Consider the following 19,825-nt stretch of genomic DNA (forward strand, 5'->3'; position numbering starts at 1 on the left):
TGGCCTGGCAGACTTGCAAACGGTGCGTACGAACGTCAGAAGTTGTATCTGATGCCCGTCATGATGTTGCGTGGCGCACCGTACATGCCGTGGTCGCCGGCATAGCTGAGGTATTCGCGGTCGAATACGTTGTTCAGGTTCACTGACGCACTCAAGTGTTGGTTGAAGTCGTAGCGAGCCAATAGGTTGGTGACGGCGTAACTGCCCTGGGTAAAGGTGTGCAGGTCGGCACCGGTTTTACTCTGCCAGTTCACGCCGCCGCCAAGGGTGACCTTGTCCAGAATCCCCGATAGGCGATAGCTGGTGAAGGTCTTCAGGCTGTGACGGGGTAGCGAGGTCACGATGCGTTGATCGTCAGCGTCGGTGCTGACGGCATAGGCATAACCGGCGGATGCCTGCCAGCCTTCGGCCAGTTCGCCGTCCAGGGTGAACTCGGCGCCTTTGGTGGTGGTGCCCTGTTCGGATTTATAGGTGTTGCCACCGGGCGTGTCGATCCAGATTGCCAGGTTGTCCTGCTCGATCTTGAACAAGGCGACGCTGGAGTTCAGCCTGCCATCGAAGTGGCTGCCTTTCACACCCACTTCGTAACCGGTGCCCTCCATCGGGTCCAGCGGCTTGTTGTTGATGTCACGAACCCAGGACGATTGCGGGTTGAAGATTTTCGTATAGCTGGCATACAACGACCACGTGTCGTTGACGTCGTACACCACGCCGGCATACGGAATGTAGACACCGGTTTCCGATTCCTTGGTCTTGGTTTGCGCGCCGTCGTAGGGCTTGTCTTCGATGTCACGGTGCCAGTCGATCAGGCGGCTACCCAGCAAGATACTCAGGTTATCGGTGGCGTGCAGGCGCGTGGCGAGGTAGGCGGCGTATTGGGTTTCGTCGGTGGTGGATTTGCCGGTGACGTTGAACTCCGGCTTGACCGAATCACCATTCCAGTTCAGCAGGTTGTCGATCGCGCCGGCCGGGGAACCGGAGTAGTCGTATTTCCAGCCGCCGTAGCTCGGCACATTCTCGTAGTAGTTGGACAAGGTCACGCCGGCGATCAACTCGTGCTCGCGCCCAAGCAGGCCAAATGGGCCGGTCAGGTAGGCGTCGATATTGTTCTGGCGCGGGGTGCCAGAGAAACGCACCGGCAACTGGGTGGTTCCGCTGCCATCCGGGTTCAGGCCGCCGTTGACGTAGTTGAAGACTTCGTCAAAGGTGTTTTCGGAGTGGGTCAGTTCCACCTTGCCGCTCCAGCCATTGGCAAACTGCTGTTCGATCGAGGTGAAAAAGCTGGTCTGTTCATGGTCGTTGTACGACCAGGTTTGCGCCGAGTTAAGCGAGCGCTTGAGCTGGGTGCGTGAACCGTCGGTGAAACGTGTCGGCAGGCCGGAACGCATCGGCGAATCGACATCTGTGCGCTGATAACTGAAGCCCATGGTCAGCAGGGTATCTTCGCTCAGGTCAAATTCAGTGATGCCGTAGATGAGTTGCGAGTCCTGCTTGTAGCGGTCTATCCAGGACCGCTCGGTCTTGAAGTCAGCGACCAGGCGACCGCGTACATTGCCGGTTTCGGTCAAAGGGCCAGACACATCAAAACCGGTGCCATAGCGGTCCCAATTGCCAGCTTCTGCGGTGACGCTGGCCTGAGCCTCAGCAGTTGGACGCTTGCGGATCAGGTTGATGGTCGCCGAAGGGCTGCCCAGGCCGCTGATCAGGCCGGTGGCACCGCGTACCACTTCCACGCGGTCGTACATGGCCATGCTCTGGGTGTAGTTGTCCATGCGTTTGACGGTGGGTACGCCGTCGATTTCGAAGTTCTGAACCTCGAAGCCGCGAGAGAAATAGCCGTCGGACTCGGCACCCTGGCCGTCGCGCAACACAATAATGCCCGGCGTGGCATCGAGGGTGTCGCTGAGGTTGGTCAGGCGCTGGTCATCCAGTCGCTGGCGGGTCATCACCGTCAACGACTGCGGGGTTTCCTTGGGCGTCAGGTTCAGACGGGTCGAACTGCTGGACGAGTAGGTGGTGTAGAGCCCGGTGCCTTCAGTCGTCGACCCGGGGGCTTTGCCCGAAATGGAAATGCTCTGGAGCTCCACGCCGGTGGAAGCCGGCGCCCCCTGCAGGATGTATTGCCCATCGGGCTGGCGCACCGCAATGAGTTGGCGGCCTGCAAGCAACGCCTCCAGAGCGCCTTCGACCGTGTAGTCACCACTCAGGCCCGGGCTGGTTTGCCCGGCAACCAGGTCATTGGGAAACGTCAACAGCAAATGGGCTTGCTGGCCCAGTTGATTGAGCGCAACACCCAGCGGCGCCGGGGCAATCTCGTAGTGCTGCAAGCGGCTGTCGGTGGCTGCCCACACAGGCGATGCGGTGGCGGCCATTACCACACAGGCGCCGCCAAGGGCGGAGGCTAACGAGCTTGCGTAGGGCGGCAAATTGCTCAAACGATGCATGTGATGTTTCCCGATGATTTTGGTTTATGGCCTATGAGTCTCACCAGAAATCAAAACGGCTCATCAAGGACGAAAAATGTGTCAGACGGTAGCCGCCAAGGGCCTCAAGTTGACCCACAGGCGAGTGAAGCGCTGCACATCCAGTTTCAGCGTCTGGGCGACGGCATCGATGATCCGATCGCTGTCTGCCAACGGGTAGGTGCCCCATACCTGCAGGTTGGCCAAGGCACTGTCGCAACCAAGATGCCCATGACGATAGCGCCCAAGTTCATTGAGAAACGCCTGGAGCGGTTGGCCGTTGGCGACGATCATGCCTTCAGCCCAGGCCGGTGTACCCGCTTGCAACGCACCTTGATCGAGCACCCCGATCGGCCCGAAGCGTGCCTGTTGTCCGGCTTGCAGGGACGCCCACGTGCTGGCTTGCATCGGGATTACCTGAAGCGAGCCACGATAGACCGCCAACTGCGTTGAACCATTGTCAAACTGCCGTACCGTGAAACGTGCCGAAGACGCCTGAGCCCGAACCTGGGCGGTTTCAACAAACAGCGTCTGGTTCAACACCGTGTCGACCAGCACCTCGCCGCTTAACAAGCGAAGGTGCCAGCCATGATCTGCCTGGCGAGCCTTCAACGCGCTGCGGGTATTGAGTTCAACCGACACGCCGGAGGCCAGCGCGACACGTCGCTGCTCACCAACGCCAGTGGCGTAATCGGCGCTGATACGTGACACCATTTCGCTGTCGCGGGCCATCCAGGTAGCTGCGCTTGCGCTCAGCAGCAAGGCCAGGCCCTTGATTGCCCGTCGCCTGCTCAACCCTTCCCGGGAAGTGACCAACAGGGCCTGCCGGGCAAGGTTTGGGTCGCCTTGGGTGCGCAATGAGTTGAGCTGTTCCCCCAGCGCCAAGGCTCTTTCCCAGGCAGCCTCATGCAAGGGGTGCTCATTACGCCATGCCATGAAGGCGGCCTGTGCCGGTGAGTCGAAACTGGCTTCCTGCATATCGAGCCACCACTCCATGGCCTGTTCACACATTTTTGGTGACAGCGAGGGTTCTCGGGGCAAGGCGTTTGTGCTGATCGTCATTGCAGCGCTTCCGTCACCAGCATGCATTGCGCACCCGCCTTGATGATGTGGCGCTTTACGGTGGCGATCGAAATGCCCAGCCGCTCGGCAATTTCCCCGTGGCTGAGCCCATCCAGCTGTGACCAGAGGAAGGCTTTTTTGACGGCAATGTCCAGTTTGCAGAGTGCCTCGTCGAGCCGAACCAATGTCTCGAAAATAATCAGTTGGGTCGCCACGTCTGGCAGCACGCTTTCGTTTTCCATCTGCAGCGCATCGAGATAGGCTTTTTCCAGGCGCACCCGGCGATAGTGGTTGGACAAGACGCTGCGCGCCACCTTCGCCAGAAACGGCCGTGGCTGGCGGACTTCGAGCGGCTCGTTGCTGGCCAATAGCCGCATGAAGGTATCTTGCATCAAGTCAGCGGCGCGGTGCGGGCAACTCAATTGCCGATACAGCCAGCTACGCAACCAACGGTGTTGCTGTTCGTAGAGAGCGACCAGCTGAGCGGTGTCGACGGATGCCATGGGTAGTCATACAAGTCGTGCAAATGAGACTTAGTATCATATGCGCCTGACTGAGACTCGACAAGCCAGTCAGTCAGTCAGTCAGTCAGTCAGTCAGTCAGATAGGCAGCCATTGGGGCCGCCTCATATCACTTTCACTGCACGGCCGATGAACTTCACCGGGCCCGTTGGAGCACCAGTGGTAGAGCCTCCCGCTTTCTCAAGGGTCAGTTCAAACAATTGGTTCGGCTCAAGCGCAGGCAAGCGCCTCAGCGGCACGCGGTATTGTTCGCCCGGTTTGACCAACCCCAGCGAAACAGGTGCGCGCCACTGGTCGCCCTTGGTCCAGAACTGCAAGGTCATGCCTTCGGGAACATCGTCCACGCCAAGCGGGATCAGTTCGATCATGCTCGCATCGTTGGCTTGCACTACCCACCCTGGGGCCTGGCCCGACGGTGCTACGAGCACCACCATGTACGTGGTCACAGGCGGCGCCTTGGTCAACAGCGCGAAGGCCAACAGCAAGCTCGCCGCAAGCCCCGCAGCGCTCAGCCCCTGCCACAGGCCAAGTCGCTGCCAACCGGCAGGACGTTGGCGCCTGGCCGGGTTGGCCTCTTCAAGGCTGCGCTCAATTCGGCCCCATAAGCGGCGGGTCGGGGTGACGGGCTCAACCCGGGTGGTCAGTTCGAGCAGGCGAGCCTCCCATGCGTCAACTGCGGCACGTAAAGCCGGCTCTGTTGCCAACCGGCCCTGCATGGCCGCACGCTGCTCGCCACTCAAGGTGCCCAGCACATACTCAGCCGCCAGGTCGTCCAGGTGCTCGGCGCTGGCATCACCAGGGGTTTGCTTCATGTCATGCACTCCCGCAGGGCCTTCAGGCTTCGCTTGATCCATGCCTTCACGGTGCCCAACGGCGCACCCAGCAGGGTTGCGATTTCGGCATTGCTGCAACCGTCCACATACGCATGCAGGATGCAGCGCCGGGGAGCGGGTTGCAGTTGCTCAAGGCAGCGATAGATTTTCGCCGAGCCCGACCACAGCTGCAGGTCGTCCAACTCCGGAGCGAGTGTTACAGCCGCGATCATGCCAGGCTCATCCAGCTCGGCTTCCCAGCGGCTGTCACGCACAAAGTTCAGCGCCAGGTGACGGGTGATGCTGTAGACCCAGCCCCGGCCAGAACCGCGCGATGGGTCAAAGCTGGCGGCACGTGTCCAGATACGGACAAAGGCATCGTGAACGATATCTTCTGCGCTCGCCTGGTCGCGCGCGATGCGCCGGGCGACGCCCAGCAAACGTGCCCCCTCATGTTCATAGAGCGCCTGCAAGGCGTGGCGGTCCCCTTGAGCACACGCTGCAAGACAGCCCTCGAAATCAAATGGAACAACAGGCGAATTCAAAATGGTGTCGTTCCTTGGTCATGAAACCTGGACGATGCCCTGCCTTAATGGCCTGGGGCACGTCCAGCAGCGTAGATGATCAATCGCTGGTGTGCAGCTCAGGCCCTCGTCACTTGGCTGACCAGAACACGTAATCCGCCTGGTACTTGACTTGCTGCTGCGCGCCTTTGCTCTGTGCCGTGCAATCCATGGAAGGCGCTACCCCACCGCGGGTAGCCAGGCGCTGGATGTAGCTGACCCCTTGCATTGCGCCCTTGCCCTCGGCAGGGTTGGCCTTGACCAGTTGATACGGGATATCGCCTTTGGCCGCTGGGGCTACGGCAAGCTGAGTGCCGGTCACTTTTGAACCGTCCTTGGCCTGCCAAGTGGCCGGAGGACCAAAATAGTCACCCACAGGCTTGCCGCTGCGATCGTTGAGCACTGCCTTGGGGCCGACGAAAAACCATTCCATCTGGCCTGGCGCGTTGGCCTTGTCGCGGCATTCGTAAGTGATCTCACCGACACCGACGGTTTCCAGCAGGATGGCGTGGCCATCGGGAACCTTGACTGCCTCCGGAACGCCCGACTGGGCATGGGCGGCAGCAGACGCGAGTACAAGGCAGGTGGCGAGCAGGGAGAAAGCGGGCTTGATGATCATGGGGCGAACTCCTTGAGGGTCATGGGTCAGGCAATTTTCGACTGCCTGACAAGGACTACCCGCCAAGTGCCCTTCTGGATGCAGCGACCCAAACAATTTTTTCGCCTGGGGTGTACGCTGGCGTTTTCCACCTGCACGGAAGCACCAGTGAAAGAGGCATACCAAGGAAGCTGCTTGTGCGCAGCGGTCAGTTACTTGCTACTAACCCCGCCAAAAGCGGTGAGCCACTGCCATTGCAGCCAATGCCGCAAAGGCCACGGCGCAGCATTCGCCTCATACGGCAGTGTTCCGCGCAGCATGCTGCGCATCCTTCGCGGCGCCACCAGTATCAAGACCTATGCTTCCTCGCAGACGGTGGTGCGGCAGTTCTGCGTGGAGTGCGGCTCGACCTTGTTCTGGTCACGCTCACAAGGTGAGTTTGCCGACTGGATATCGATAGCGCTGGGCACACTGGATACGCCATTCCTGCCCAAGAAACAGACACACCTTCACGTCGATTCTGCCGCCCCGTGGTACGCGGCCTGCAGCGCTGTTCCTCTGGCCGACTGACATTGCAAAGCACCCTGATATCCCTATAATTGCGATCAATTCTTATCCGCACTTTATAATCAGGAAGATCCAGGTGCCCTACCCGCAGCCGCCCGCATCCTCCCAGCATGATGAAATGCACGCCCTGTACCGCGACCACAGTCAATGGCTGCAAGGCTGGATTCGCAGGCGCCTGGGTGATGCAGACCGGGCGGCCGATATCACTCAAGACACCTTTGTGCGCCTGATCAGCAGCGCGCTACGCCAGCCATTGGCAGAGCCACGCAGCTTTCTGGCCACCGTGGCACGCCGGGTGATGATCGACCAACTGCGCCGACACAACCTTGAGCAGGCTTACCTGGCGTTCCTCGCCAACCAGCCGGTGCTTGAGGAGTGCTCCCCCGAGCAACGCCTGCTGATGCTGGAAACCCTGATGCAATTGAACGCCATGCTCGACGGACTTGGCCAGAAAGTGCGCGATACCTTCCTGTACGTGCAACTTGATGGCCTGACCTACCCCGAGGTCGCACAACGCCTCGGTGTGTCGGTCAGTTCGGTGACGAAGTACATGGCCAAGGCCACCGAACGCTGCCTGCTGTTCGCTTTCGACGCGCAGCTATGAGCCCTGCCGACCAGCGCCAGGCCCTGCGCGAAGCGGCGCACTGGCATGCGCGCGTTCTCGCAGCACCTGAGTGCGCGCAGCTCCGGGCACAGTGGCAAGCCTGGCTCGATCAGACCCCGTTGCACGCTTGGGCCTGGGGCCGCCTGGAGCAGTTGCAGGCGGGCCTTGCCGGCGTGCATGGCCCACTGGCCCGGCACACCCTTGCCGCAGGCCAGATCGAAACGGGACGGCGTACGTTGCTGAAGACGCTGGTACTCGGCGTAGGCGTTGCCGGGGTGGCCTGGACGGGCTATCGCAACGCCCCCGTCTGGTTGGCCGATGTGCGTACCGCGACCGGCGAACGCCGCAGCCTCACCCTGCAGGACGGCACACGGCTGACGCTCAATACGGCCTCGGTCGTCGATATCCGCTACAGCGCGGAGCAGCGCCTGATCGTGCTGCTCGGCGGCGAAATCGCCGTGCACACTGCCGCCGACCCTCGCCCGCTGCGCGTACGCACGGTGCACGGCGACATGCGCGCCCTGGGCACTGACTTTACTGTGCGCCTGCATGCCGATTGCACCGAGCTGTCCGTTGTCGAACACGCCGTCGCGGTACACAACACTGCGAGCGCCCACTCGGTGCGGGTTGACGCAGGCATGGCGCTGGCTTTCGACAACGGTCCGCTCCCCGAGCCACGCCCGGCCGACCTGGCGCGCACGGCGTGGCGCGAAGGGCAACTGGTACTCGACGGCTGGCCGCTGCGCCGCGCCCTGGCCGAACTGCAGCGCTACCGCCCTGGCGTGCTGAGTTGCAGTGACGACGTGGCCGGGCTGCGCCTGGCCGGGGTCTATCCACTGGACGACACCGACCGCGCCCTGGTGGCGATCGCAGAGGCGCTGCAGCTGAAGATCAGCACCTGGACGCGCTACTGGGTCCGGCTGATGCCAGCCACGTAATAGCATCAGGTGCAAATATTTATCAGCTGCATTGTCGGATTGGCCTCTCTCGTTCGAGCTCTCCTGCAAACCGCCCAATCAGGCATTTGAAGGAGCTGTCATGCCCAGAACAACAAGCTGCCCATACCCGCGCCGAAAACACCTCACCTCCTTTCTGCTTGGCAGCGCCATCGCGCTGCAGGCCGGGCTGCTGGCCCCGCTGCTGTCGAAGGGCGCCCAAGCCCATGCCGAACAGGCCGGCCGTGTCTACGACATCGCACCGGGGCCGTTGCTGACCACCTTGAACCGCTTTGCCCGCGAGGCCGATGTGCTGCTGTCGTTCGATGCGGCGCTGACCCAGGGTCGGCAGAGCAGCGGGCTGCACGGCCGCTTCAACATCGAACAGGGGTTTGCCCAGCTGCTGGCCGGCAGTGGCCTGAAGGCCCAGCGGGTGGGTAACGACTATGTGCTGGTGAGCCAGACCGAAGCAGCTTCGACGCTGCAATTGGGCGCAACCACCATCACGGGTGAGGGCCTGGGCCAGACCACCGAGGGAAGCGGCTCGTACACCACTGGCGAAACCGCCGCCGCCACGCGCCTGAACCTGAGCCTGCGCAAAACCCCGCAGTCGATCAGCGTGGTCACCCGCCAGCAGATGGATGACCAGAACCTGCAAAGTGTGTCCGAAGTGCTGAAGCAAACGCCCGGCGTCACGGTCAACCAGGAAAGCTCTGAAGCATTTACCTTCTATTCACGCGGTTTCAAGCTGGACAACTACCAGTTCGATGGCGTGCCCAGCTTGTCCTCCGACGGCGGCTCATTGCGCGACAACTACAGCATTGGCAACAGCCTGGTCTATGACCGGGTCGAAGTGCTGAAGGGTGCCACCGGCCTGGTCAACGGTTCCGGCAACCCTTCGGGGGTCATCAACCTGGTGCGCAAGCGCCCCACTGCCGAACTGCAGGGCCGTATCGGTGCAGGTGCCGGGTCGTGGGACAAATACCAGGCCGACTTCGACCTGGCCGGCCCGCTGACCGACAGCGGTGCCGTCCGTGGCCGCATGGTCGCAGGCACTCAAGCCCAGCACAGCTACGTCGAGTACCTGACCGGCGAGCAGAACACCTTCTATGGCGTGTTGGAAGCCGACCTGAGCGAGAGCACCCTGTTCACCCTCGGCTACGACGTACAGAAAAACTACGACAACGGCAGCACCACCGGGGCGCTGCCGGCGTTCTTTCTCGATGGCCGTACGGTCAAGTTCGACCGTGACACCAACGCCGCCGACCGCTGGACCTGGCGTAACCAGGAAACCCAGCGCGCCTTTGCAGAACTTGCCCATACCTTCGACAACGACTGGGTGCTCAAGGGCGTAATCAGCAGCCGCGATTACCGCTCGCGCGAGCTGATCTCGGGCATCAGCAGCGAGGCCATCCAGGCAGACGGCAGCATTTCCCATGGCTTTGTCGGCGGCAACATCGACCCCGAAACCGGCGCGGTGAACAACAACGGGACCGCGAGCAAATTCAACACCACCAGCAAGGAAAAAGGCCTGGACCTTTATGCGCGCGGCCCGTTCACGCTGGGTGGGCGCGTGCATGAAGCCGTGTTCGGCTACAGCATCGCCCACACCAAGTCCACCTCCAAGCGTGATGATGGCGTGACCAATGGCGTGATCAACGATGTATTCCAGTGGAACGGCTACGGCGATACCCCGACCAACTTCGAATGGTGGTCCACTTTCGATATCGAGGCGCGGCAGAAGGTAGGCTTCGCGGCAACCATTCTGAAACCCACCGACGCGCTGGCTGTCATCGTGGGGGCACGGATCGTCGACTACAAATGGGACATCGACACGATCAACGCCATCGGTCGCCGCCTGCCGGCCAGCGCCACCAATTCAAGCGAAATCGTGCCTTACGCTGGCGTCACCTACGACCTGGACCGGTACCACACGGTGTATGCCAGCTACACCGACATCTTCAAACCGCAGGCTTATAGCCTGGGTGCGGACGGCAAGCCCATCGACCCCCTTACCGGTGCAAGCTATGAGATTGGTATCAAAGGGGCCTACTTCGAAAACCGCCTGAATGCCAGCCTGGCCCTGTTCGAGCTGAAGCAGGACAACTTCGCGGTGCTCACCGGCGGCACCACGCCAAGTGGCGGCAGCGCCTACCGGGCGGCGCAAGGCGTCACCACCCGCGGCGTCGAGCTGGAAGTAAACGGCGAATTGCTGAAGGACCTGCAAGTGATGGCGGGCTACACCTTCGCCGAATCTCACGATGCTGATGACCAGCGCGTGGCGACCAACCAGCCGCAACACCTGCTCAAGCTGGCGACCAGCTACCGCCTGCCGGGCGATTGGCGCAAGTTCACCGTGGGCGGCAATGCGTACTGGCAGAGTTCGACCTTCTTCAAGCCAAGCGATGAGGACTGGTATGCGATCGATGACCCGGCTGCCAAGTTTGAGCAGAAGGCCTACGCGCTGGTGGGGCTGGTTGGTGGCTATGACTTTACCCGCAACCTGAAGGCAACCCTGAACGTCAACAACCTGTTCGACAAGCACTACTACAGCGGCATTGGCAACTACGGCACGGTTTTCTGGGGCGCGCCGCGTAACCTGATGGTCAATGTGAAGTACAGCTTCTAGGTATTTTCAGGGGCTGGAACGAAACCCCCGGCACCCTCACGCCGGGGACTGTGCCCATCGAACCAAAACTGCCCTTGCAGTAACCGACCGCCTTCGCTAGCGTGCGCGGCAGTTTGCCATTAGCCCAGCCAAGGATGCTGTAACGCATGGACCGCTCTCTCGACCCGTCACCTGCCCGGCCGCGTGCCTCCTACTTCATTCGGCACTGGCGCGGCGAGCTTTCACTGGCCCGGTCGTTCTGGGTCAACAGTGTGCTGCTTTCGGCAATCTGGCTACCTCTGTTAGGGCTTGAGCCGCTGGTACGTAAATACCCGCCCGGCGTCGGCAGCCTGGGCATCCTGTTGGTGGCCTTTGCCGCAATACTGGTATTCATGATTGCCATGTCGATCTGGCAAGGCGTCGGCACCTGGCGCTCCGCTCGCCGGCATCGGGCCCAGGGTGGCCGGATGCTGTGGATACGGCTGGTGTACGCACTGATCCTGCTTGATTGCGCCTATGCCCTTTACAGCCTGGCCGAGGCTGACGGCCAGGAGGCGCTCAAGTCTGCCTGGCAACTGTGGCGCGATCCGCAGCAGATCCCGTCTCACCACATCACCCTGCTGGCGCGGGACGAACTGGGGATTGCCGGCGGCTTGCCGCCAGGCAGCGCCGAGGCCGTGCGCCAGCAACTGGATGCGCACCCCGAGGTGACGCGTATTCAGCTGGACAGCACCGGAGGCTTGCTCATCGAGGCGCAGGCCATCGCCAAGCTGGTCAAAGAAAAGGGGTTGATCACCTACACCAATGGCAATTGCCTGAGTGCCTGCACCCTGGTGTACCAGGCAGGGCGGGAGCGCTGGCTGGGGCCAGAGGGGCGACTGGGTTATCACGCCAGTGGGTTGTATGGCACCGGTGCGAGCTCAACGACAGTCGCAGAAATGTATCGCCAGGCGCTGCTCGACGATGGCCTGAGCGGAGCTTTCATCGACCAGGTGCTCAACACCCACCAAGACTCGATGTGGTTCCCCGACAGGGACACACTGCGCCGTGAACGCATCGTCACCAGGCTTGCCGACCCGGCTGACTTTGCCGACCGGTGGCTGGCACGCCTGCGCGAGCCCGGCCAACTCGAGGCCTACCTGCGCCGCTCTGCGCTGATGCGAACCATGGAGCAGAAAGCCCCCGAACAGTTTGCGGCCGAAAAGCGCCAGTTCGCCGAGGCACTGCAGCAAGCCGAGCGATTTGACGCGGTGAACACCACGATCATCCAGCGGCAAAATGAGCTGCTCAGGCGGGCTATGCTGCAAGCGCCAGCGCCGGTGGCGCTGGACTTCTTGCGAGACGAGCTCGACTTCCTCGGCGCACTGGCCCAGATTGACTCAGAGGCTTGCTGGGCGTTTATTTCGGGCAAACCAGTGCGTGGCCCGATACCGGAGCAGGTCGAGGCCAGCCGAAGGGCGGCTGGGGTACGCGTATTTGAAAGCGCCATGCCGCTGCGCGCGGATGATCCACCGGTACCGGTACCGGTGACGGTAGACGCGGACCTGGACGCCGTTTTCCGACGCGTCGAACAGCGCCTGCCTCAGGCTTACGAGCATTTCAGGTCGCACGATCGCGGCACGCTTTGCACGGTGCATCAGGCCTTGTACCGCGAGGCGCTGGCCCTGCCAGATCCGCAGCGGGCTGCAGCGGCACTGATGGAACTGAATGGCTATCGCCGCTGAGCACCTGGGTTTGGCAAAGTCGCTGGAAGCCACAGCAGGGTCAAGACAAACAGTAACAAAGCACACGGCTAGGCACCTCGAACTTTGCAGGAGTATCACCATGCAGATCCGTATCGTGGATTTCGCCGAAACCCGCGTGGCCGCGTTCGAACACCGAGGGTCGCCCGCCTTGGTCAATGAAAGCGTCGCGCGTTTTCGCCAATGGCGTCTAACCAGCGGCCAGTCGCCGGTGGCCAGCAGCCGCACGTTCGGCATCCCCTACGACAACCCAGACACCACCCCGCCCCACGCCTTTCGCTTCGCCGTGTGTGGCGAAATGCGCGAGGCGGTGCAGCCCAATGAATTCGGCGTGCATGAACGGGTTATATCGGGGGGGCGTTGCGCGGTAATTCGGCATAGCGGCTCGCCGGCTTACATTGGCGAAACCATTTACCCGCTTTACCGGGACTGGCTGCCGTCAAGCAATGAAGAACTGCGCGACCATCCGTTGTTCTTCCAGTACCTGAGCGTGCACCCGGAAACGCCGCTGGAGCAGTGGGAAACGGATATTTATGTGCCGTTGAAGTAGGCCGGGCTTGCCCGCCCCATCGGCCCAGTAGTGGTATTCGGGTGTGCGGTAGCCGTATTGCGCTGCAGTTTCTTGGGAGACATAGATTGCCGGGCGAACGAGCCGCTCGAAAAGGTGAAGATGCTAGCGACCTGGCGGATACGATTGAAGCAGGTCACATACTCCACAGCCAGTGTTTCCTGCTGGCGATTCCTTGCCCGCTTTTTAAGATACTCGTCGATAGAGCGTTCGCCACAGCCAATACCACCGAGTTCATGAACTTCACTCACTTTTACAGGCTTGCTCAACTCCACGGGGCAGGTTTGGACATGAGTTTCTGCAGGCACTTGTTATCCTTTAGCGCGTTCTGCTCCAGTGCCTGCTCGAAACGACCAAAGGCTTCATCGCTGAGAGGGAACGGCTGCCGGTCCATGATCACTGCCTCTGCTCGCCGGCAGGCAGCCTCCAGGATGAAGCTGGTTCTGTCCATTCCCTGTAGCTTTACAGCCGCGTCGATCAGGCGACTTATCCTGGTATTCACTCGCATATTGATCAGTACGGGCTTATCACGTTCTGTGGTTTGAGACGACATGGCTATCTCTCAATGGCTGTGGACGGGGCACTCGACCTGTTTCCAGACGGATACCATGCTCTCTTGGTAAACTACCCGCCAGCCTAGAGAAACGCAGATCCTTTTTGTTGCAAGCATTTGCTAAGCCACACCCAGCAATGTGCTACGACGCCCCCAAAATCCTGTATTCGGTACCGAAAGCGTTGAACGATACGACCGCTAACCCAGGCTCTAAGCCAGAAACCACGCGCCCTGAGCCGTCACGCCGCTTCAGCGTTGCACCGATGATGGATTGGACCGACCGCCACTGCCGGTTCTTCCTGCGCCTGCTCTCCAGGCAAACGCTGCTCTACACCGAAATGGTCACCACCGGTGCCCTGCTGCACAACGACGCCCACCGCTTCCTGCGCCACGATGCCTCCGAGCACCCGTTGGCGCTGCAACTTGGCGGCAGCGTGCCGGCCGACCTGGCCGCGTGCGCACGCCTGGCCGAGCAAGCGGGCTACGACGAGGTCAACCTCAATGTCGGCTGCCCGAGCGACCGGGTGCAGAACAACATGATCGGCGCCTGCCTGATGGCGCATCCGGCGCTGGTGGCCGATTGCGTGAAGGCCATGCGTGATGCGGTATCGACCCCGATAACGGTCAAGCACCGCATTGGCATCAATGGCCGCGACAGCTATGCCGAACTGTGCGACTTCGTCGGGCAGGTGCGCGAGGCGGGGTGCCGGAGTTTTACCGTGCATGCGCGTATCGCCATTCTGGAAGGGCTGTCGCCGAAGGAGAACCGCGAGGTTCCGCCGCTGCGCTATGACGTGGCAGCGCAGTTGAAGGCGGACTTCCCGGACCTGGAGATTGTGCTTAACGGCGGGATCAAGACCCTGGAAGAATGCCAGGCGCACCTTGAAACCTTCGACGGTGTGATGCTGGGGCGTGAGGCGTACCACAACCCTTACCTGCTGGCCGAGGTTGACCAGCAGCTGTTTGGCAGCGAGGCACCGGTAATCAGCCGTAGCCAGGCGCTGGCGCAATTGCGGCCCTATATTGTGGCGCACATGGAAAGTGGTGGCGCGATGCACCATGTTACCCGGCATATCCTGGGGCTGGCCCAAGGCTTCAAGGGGGCGCGGCGCTTCCGTCAGCTGCTGTCGGCAGACATTCACAAAGCGGCTGAGCCGTTGGCGGTGTTTGATCAGGCGGTGGAGTTGTTGCACGGGCGGTGATCAGCCCATGCAGCTAACGCGGTGAATGGCACGGGCTTCGCCCGTGTTCGCGGGCAAGCCCGCTCCCACAGGGATCGCGTCAGCTTTCAGGTGGTGAGCAACACCGTTGCTCCTGCAAGGGATCGCAAGCTTCAGCATTTGTGTATGCGGAACCTCACGGCGGCCTGGCACTCGAATCTTCACCTTTCCTACAGCCCCTTGAGCGGCTGTCAGGGCTCGGGTAATGTCGAGTAAATGCACAGGACAGAGCACGCCCATGACTTCCAAGCTGGAACAACTCAAGCAGTTCACCACTGTGGTCGCCGACACCGGGGACCTGGATGCCATCACCCGCCTGAAGCCGGTCGATGCCACCACCAACCCGTCGCTGTTGCTCAAGGCCGCCGCCATCCCCGGCTACGCCGACCTGCTCAAGCAGGTGAAGGGTGATGCCAAAGGTGATGTCGACCTGGCCTGCGACAAGTTCGCGGTGGCCGTGGGTTCGGGCATTCTCAAGGTCATTCCGGGGCGTATCTCCACCGAAGTGGATGCTCGTCTGTCGTTCGATGAACCGGCGCTGGTGGCCAAAGCGCACAAGCTGATCGAGCTGTATGAAAAAGCCGGCGTTGGCCGTGATCGCGTACTGATCAAACTGGCTTCCACCTGGGAAGGCATCCGCGCCGCGGAGCAGCTGGAAAAGGAAGGCATCCAGACCAACCTCACCCTGCTGTTCTCCTTCGCCCAGGCCCAGGCCTGTGCCGATGCCGGGGTTTTCCTGATTTCACCGTTTGTGGGCCGTATCTACGACTGGTACAAGAAGAGCACCGGCAAGGAATACGTGGGCGCCGAAGACCCTGGCGTGCAGTCGGTGACGCGCATCTACAACTACTACAAGGCCAATGGCTACAACACCGTGGTCATGGGCGCCAGCTTCCGCAATATCGGCCAGATCGAGCACTTGGCCGGCTGCGACCGCCTGACCATCAGCCCCGAGCTGTTGCAGCAGTTGAGCGATGACCAAGGTGAACTGCCGCGCGTGCTCAAGCCGGGCAATGCCGGCGAGGCCAAGCAGCAGCTGAATGAAAGCCAGTTCCGCTGGGCGATGAACGAAGATGCCATGGGCACCGAGAAACTGGCCGAGGGTATTCGCCAGTTTGCGCGGGATCAGGAGAAGCTGGAGAAATTGATGGCTGAAAAAGCCTGATACATATCGGGTTTGCCTGACGGGTGGGAAGTGTTCAGCATTTTCCGCCCGTTTTGTTTTGCCAAGCCTTTGTTGTGTATTGAATTCTCGGGCCCCTTCGCGGGCACGCCCGCTCCCACAGAGATCTCCACAGTGCTTGAAAGCACCGCCTGACCTGTGGGAGCGGGCGTGCCCGCGAAGAGGCCCGCATAGCCACCCGAGCTGTCAATGACCCCCTCTACTCCATTGCCCCTTATCCTCGCTGGCCCAGTGCTGCGCCGCCTGGAACCCCAGCGCCTGGCCATCTGGCTGGTCGCTACACAACCGCTGCAACCCGAGTTCATCCTCACGGCAAACGAGACCACGGTGGATTGCCAGGTCGTCCCGGTCGGCCAGCACGCCTTCATCCACCTGCTGGATATCCACTTCGCCAACCCTCTGCCCTGCAACCAGCAACTCGACTACGACCTGCTGATCAACGGCCAAGGCATCGCTGGCTGGGCGCCGCACCTGCTCTACCCCGGCACCCAGCGCCCAAGCCTGGTGCTGCGCGACCGGCTCGACCACTTGCTGCACGGTTCCTGCCGCAAGCCGCACCACCCCGCTGCAGATGGCCTGCTGTGTGCTGACCGCCTGCTGCTGGCCTGCCAGCAGCCTGAAGACCGCCCGGCTGTGCTGCTGATGACCGGTGACCAAGTGTACGCCGACGATGTCGCCGGCCCGATGCTGCGTGCCATCCATAGCCTGATCGAGCGCCTGGGCCTGTTCGACGAGCACCTGGAGGGCGCCGTGGTGCCCGATAGCCAGGCGCTGTACCAGCACCCGGCCAGCTACTATCACCGCGCCGACCTGCTGCCAGCGCAGGAAACCAACGAAACGCTGCGCGAGCGTTTTTTTGGCGGCAAGCGCAAGCCGATCTTCTCGTCCAGCAACGCCGACAACCACCTGGTGACCTTTGCCGAGGTCATGGCCATGTACCTGCTGGTGTGGTCACCCGTGCCCTGGCAGCTGGTGGACATGGCCATGCCCAGTGGGCTCAGCGACCAGCGCCAGGCCCGTTACCGGCAGGAGCAGCCGCTGATCCAGGCATTTGCCGGGAACCTCGGCCAGGTGGCTCGGGTGATGGCCCACCTGCCCTGCCTGATGATCTTCGACGACCACGACATCACCGATGACTGGAACCTCTCGGCACAGTGGGAAGAAACCGCCTATGGCCACCCTTTCTCGCGGCGGATCATCGGCAATGCCCTGCTCGGCTACCTGCTGTGTCAGGCCTGGGGCAACGATCCGGACAGCTGCAAGTCACTGGTCAGCCAATGCCAGACACTGTGCAGCCAATGCCAGACACTGTGCAGCCAGGCCCGCGATGAACTGATCGGCGAACTGCTGCGTTTTCAGGGCTGGCAATTCAGCCTGCCGACAAACCCACCTTTGCTGGTACTGGACACCCGTACCCGCCGCTGGCGCAGTGAAAGCAACCTGGCAAAGCCGTCTGGCCTGCTGGACTGGGAAGCGCTTAGCGAGTTGCAGCAAGCGCTGCTCGACCACCCGTCAGCTGTCATCGTCTCGCCTGCGCCGATTTTTGGTGTGAAGTTGATCGAAAGCGTGCAGAAGGTGTTCAGCTGGCTGGGCTACCCACTCTTGGTGGATGCCGAAAACTGGATGGCGCACCGGGGCGCGGCGCAGGTGATCCTAAACATCTTCCGCCACTCGCGTACACCGGGGCACTACGTGGTGTTGTCCGGGGATGTGCACTACTCGTTCGTCTATGAAGTGCTGATCCGCCACCGCCAGCGCAGCCCGCATTTGTGGCAGGTGACCAGTAGCGGGATCAAGAACGAGTTCCCCCGGCGCCTGCTGGATGTGCTCGACCGGCTCAACCGCTGGCTGTATGCGCCGCGTTCGCCACTCAACTGGTTTACCAAGCGCCGGGAGATGGAAGTGGTGCCGCGTACGCCCAGCCACAGCAAGGCCGGGGAGCGCTTGTGGAATGGCGCGGGGCTGGGGCAGGTGTTCTTTGATGAACAGGGGCGCCCGATGCGTGTGTATCAGCTGGATGCGGGCGGGGGTGAGGCTACCGAGTTCATTGGTTGAAAATCAGGTCCGCTCCAGCGCATTGACCAGGTCGTGGAAGGCTTCGCGGTTGGAGTCGTTAAGGCCCATGAGGATCTTGTGCGCCTCCAGTACCTTGGAGCGCACCACGTCTTCGTTCTGGTCCTGCGATGGCAGGTCGGTCAGGCACTCAGGGCATGGGATCGGGCGATCGACGATGTTGAACACCTGATCGAAGCCCATCGACTGCAACAACCGGGAAATGTCCGGGTTGGTGGTAACCACGGTCGGCAACAAACCGACCTTCTGCCGCGACAGGATCGACAACTTGGCCAGCAGGCCCAAGGTGGTGCTGTCGATACTCTCGGTTTCGGTCAGGTCGATGACAATCGCCGAGAAGTTCAAGGCAGTGAAAATCTTCTCGATCGTGGCATCCAGCGCCGAACACAGGGTCAGGCGCACTTCACCGACGAACTTCAGTACGAAGGTGCCGCTCTGCTCGGCGAACTGGATTCTACCGGTACTCATTGAAGGTTCCTGCTCAACACCAATAGGGCGATATCATCCGGCATCTCCCCAAGCGTAGCTAATCCGAATCGTTGACGCAGCCCATCCAGGCTGCCACCTGCTGCCTTGACGATCTCCGGCAAGGCAGCCTCTTTATCTTTGAGCGTATCACCCGGCAAAAGGTCCAGAATGCCATCGGACATCAGGCTGAGGCTGAACTGCGGTGGCAGCTCGACCACCAGGTCCTGGTAGGTAGCCTCATCGAACAGACCCACCGGCAGGCCGCGGCCCTCCAGGTAGCGGGTGTGCCCGGGGGTGTACAGCACCGGCAACGGCAGATGACCGCCAACGGCGTAGGTCAGCAGGCCAGCCTCTTCGTCGATCACCCCGCCGACCATGGTGACATGCTTGCCCAGTTTGCTATTGATCAGGCCGCGGTTGATGTGGCTGAGTACTTCCGACGGCTTGAACTCGCGCATCCTGCTGCGCTTGAGCTCGAACATGAGGCGCGTGGTCATGAATTTCAACAGCACGGTGACAAAGGCCGACGACGCGCCATGCCCGGAAACATCGGCGAGGTAGAAGGCAATGCGCCGCTCGTCCACCCGGAAGTAGTCGACAAAATCACCCGACAGGTACAACGACGGGATGATCTGGTGCTCGAAGGCGAACTCGCCGGCCACCCAGGGGCTTTCCGGCAGCATGTTCATCTGCACCTGGCGACCAGCGGTCTGGTCCTCCTGCAGCAGGTGCAGGCTGGCCTCCAGCTCGCGGTTGGCGGTTTCGAGCTTGTCACGGTAGCGCTGGTTTTCCAGCACCAGGCGCGACCGGTCGAGGGCACGGCGCACCGAGTGCTCAAGCACGGCCAGGTCTTCCAGCGGCTTGATCAGGTAGTCGGCGGCGCCCAGGCGCAAGGCTTCTACCGCATCACTCATGACCCCGGCACCGGACACCACGATTACCGGCAACTGCGGCGCACGCTCGCTGACCTGACGAATCAGTTCGAGGCCGCCCATCTGCGGCATGCGCAGATCGCAGATCACAAGGTCAGGCTGGTGTTCTTCGAAGACCTGAAGCCCCTGCTGGCCATTACCGGCCTGGAGGACGCTGAAGCCACTGTCTTCAAGATAGGCGGCGAGGCTCGCACGGACCACGTCGTCGTCATCGATAATCAGCAGCGTTGCACTGGTTTTCTGCATGTGGGCGAACGGCGCCGATTTGGGTTGGTGCAGCGGTGTCGGCAAAGCAGACGGCCAGCTACGGGAATTCTTTGTGGTCACACTCTACTTGAGTTGTAGGACAAGAA

The 19,825-nt window shown here is 61.5% G+C and carries 18 protein-coding genes and 1 pseudogene; 9 read left to right on the forward strand and 10 right to left on the reverse strand.

All coding sequences use genetic code 11. The features are described from left to right. Window positions 1-35: 35 nt before the first annotated feature. The 6 genes from P0Y58_21085 to P0Y58_21110 all read right to left on the reverse strand — a co-directional run bounded on the left by P0Y58_21085 (window position 36) and on the right by P0Y58_21110 (window position 6,040). A complete protein-coding gene (locus tag P0Y58_21085; protein WEK33375.1) occupies window positions 36-2,372 on the reverse strand; it encodes a TonB-dependent siderophore receptor in 2,337 nt (778 codons plus the stop codon). 153 nt (window positions 2,373-2,525) lie between these two features. Continuing rightward, window positions 2,526-3,524 (reverse strand): FecR domain-containing protein, encoded by a 999-nt coding sequence (locus tag P0Y58_21090; protein WEK29378.1) that lies wholly within the window; start codon window positions 3,522-3,524, stop codon window positions 2,526-2,528. Then, a complete protein-coding gene (locus P0Y58_21095; protein WEK29379.1) occupies window positions 3,521-4,027 on the reverse strand; it encodes a sigma-70 family RNA polymerase sigma factor in 507 nt (168 codons plus the stop codon). The genes P0Y58_21090 and P0Y58_21095 overlap by 4 nt, the downstream gene beginning before the upstream one ends. A gap of 123 nt (window positions 4,028-4,150) precedes the next feature. Then, the gene (locus P0Y58_21100) at window positions 4,151-4,858 is read right to left on the reverse strand and encodes an anti-sigma factor (protein WEK29380.1); all 708 of its coding nucleotides are present in this window, start codon (window positions 4,856-4,858) and stop codon (window positions 4,151-4,153) included. Then, window positions 4,855-5,403, reverse strand: a complete 549-nt coding sequence (locus P0Y58_21105) for a sigma-70 family RNA polymerase sigma factor (protein WEK29381.1) — start codon at window positions 5,401-5,403, stop codon at window positions 4,855-4,857. The genes P0Y58_21100 and P0Y58_21105 overlap by 4 nt, the downstream gene beginning before the upstream one ends. 109 nt (window positions 5,404-5,512) lie before the next feature. Continuing rightward, entirely contained in the window at window positions 5,513-6,040 is a 528-nt protein-coding gene (locus tag P0Y58_21110; protein WEK29382.1) for a DUF3455 domain-containing protein, read from the reverse strand. 147 nt (window positions 6,041-6,187) lie between these two features. On the opposite strand from P0Y58_21110, the gene P0Y58_21115 reads away from it, so the two are divergent. From P0Y58_21115 to P0Y58_21140, 6 genes and pseudogenes are all read left to right on the forward strand, one after another. Then, a complete protein-coding gene (locus P0Y58_21115) occupies window positions 6,188-6,589 on the forward strand; it encodes a GFA family protein (protein ID WEK33376.1) in 402 nt (133 codons plus the stop codon). A gap of 115 nt (window positions 6,590-6,704) precedes the next feature. Further along, window positions 6,705-7,190: a sigma-70 family RNA polymerase sigma factor gene (locus tag P0Y58_21120; GenBank protein WEK29383.1), complete on the forward strand. Its 486-nt coding sequence runs from the start codon at window positions 6,705-6,707 to the stop codon at window positions 7,188-7,190. Beyond that, on the forward strand, window positions 7,187-8,128 hold the full coding sequence (locus tag P0Y58_21125; protein ID WEK29384.1) for a FecR domain-containing protein: 942 nt from the start codon (window positions 7,187-7,189) through the stop codon (window positions 8,126-8,128). Before P0Y58_21120 ends, P0Y58_21125 begins: the two co-directional genes overlap by 4 nt. 100 nt (window positions 8,129-8,228) lie before the next feature. Further along, window positions 8,229-10,754 carry a TonB-dependent siderophore receptor gene (locus P0Y58_21130; protein WEK29385.1) on the forward strand — a complete coding sequence of 842 codons (2,526 nt, stop codon included), beginning with the start codon at window positions 8,229-8,231 and terminating at the stop codon, window positions 10,752-10,754. Window positions 10,755-10,900: 146 nt separating this feature from the next. Beyond that, window positions 10,901-12,457, forward strand: a complete 1,557-nt coding sequence (locus tag P0Y58_21135) for a hypothetical protein (protein ID WEK29386.1) — start codon at window positions 10,901-10,903, stop codon at window positions 12,455-12,457. An 88-nt stretch (window positions 12,458-12,545) separates the two neighbouring features. Beyond that, window positions 12,546-13,025: pseudogene (locus P0Y58_21140) on the forward strand (GyrI-like domain-containing protein). Here P0Y58_21140 and P0Y58_21145 read toward each other — a convergent pair. After that, window positions 13,007-13,351, reverse strand: coding sequence for a hypothetical protein (locus tag P0Y58_21145; GenBank protein WEK29387.1), 345 nt, complete (start codon window positions 13,349-13,351; stop codon window positions 13,007-13,009). The pseudogene P0Y58_21140 and the gene P0Y58_21145 overlap by 19 nt on opposite strands. Next, window positions 13,309-13,596, reverse strand: a complete 288-nt coding sequence (locus P0Y58_21150) for a DUF1778 domain-containing protein (protein WEK29388.1) — start codon at window positions 13,594-13,596, stop codon at window positions 13,309-13,311. Before P0Y58_21150 ends, P0Y58_21145 begins: the two co-directional genes overlap by 43 nt. 182 nt (window positions 13,597-13,778) lie before the next feature. On the opposite strand from P0Y58_21150, the gene dusA reads away from it, so the two are divergent. The 3 genes from dusA to P0Y58_21165 all read left to right on the forward strand — a co-directional run bounded on the left by dusA (window position 13,779) and on the right by P0Y58_21165 (window position 18,054). Then, window positions 13,779-14,798, forward strand: a complete 1,020-nt coding sequence (dusA, locus tag P0Y58_21155) for a tRNA dihydrouridine(20/20a) synthase DusA (GenBank protein WEK29389.1) — start codon at window positions 13,779-13,781, stop codon at window positions 14,796-14,798. 256 nt (window positions 14,799-15,054) lie between these two features. Then, complete coding sequence (gene tal, locus P0Y58_21160) at window positions 15,055-15,981, forward strand: transaldolase (protein ID WEK29390.1); 927 nt, start codon at window positions 15,055-15,057, stop codon at window positions 15,979-15,981. A 207-nt stretch (window positions 15,982-16,188) separates the two neighbouring features. Next, entirely contained in the window at window positions 16,189-18,054 is a 1,866-nt protein-coding gene (locus P0Y58_21165) for an alkaline phosphatase D family protein (GenBank protein WEK29391.1), read from the forward strand. 3 nt (window positions 18,055-18,057) lie between these two features. Here P0Y58_21165 and P0Y58_21170 read toward each other — a convergent pair whose 3' ends face one another. Further along, window positions 18,058-18,540 (reverse strand): STAS domain-containing protein, encoded by a 483-nt coding sequence (locus P0Y58_21170; GenBank protein WEK29392.1) that lies wholly within the window; start codon window positions 18,538-18,540, stop codon window positions 18,058-18,060. Then, the gene (locus tag P0Y58_21175; GenBank protein ID WEK29393.1) at window positions 18,537-19,718 is read right to left on the reverse strand and encodes a SpoIIE family protein phosphatase; all 1,182 of its coding nucleotides are present in this window, start codon (window positions 19,716-19,718) and stop codon (window positions 18,537-18,539) included. The genes P0Y58_21170 and P0Y58_21175 overlap by 4 nt, the downstream gene beginning before the upstream one ends. Window positions 19,719-19,825: the final 107 nt, after the last annotated feature.

Source organism: Candidatus Pseudomonas phytovorans, assembly GCA_029202525.1.
GTDB classification, from domain to species: Bacteria; Pseudomonadota; Gammaproteobacteria; order Pseudomonadales; family Pseudomonadaceae; genus Aquipseudomonas; species Aquipseudomonas phytovorans.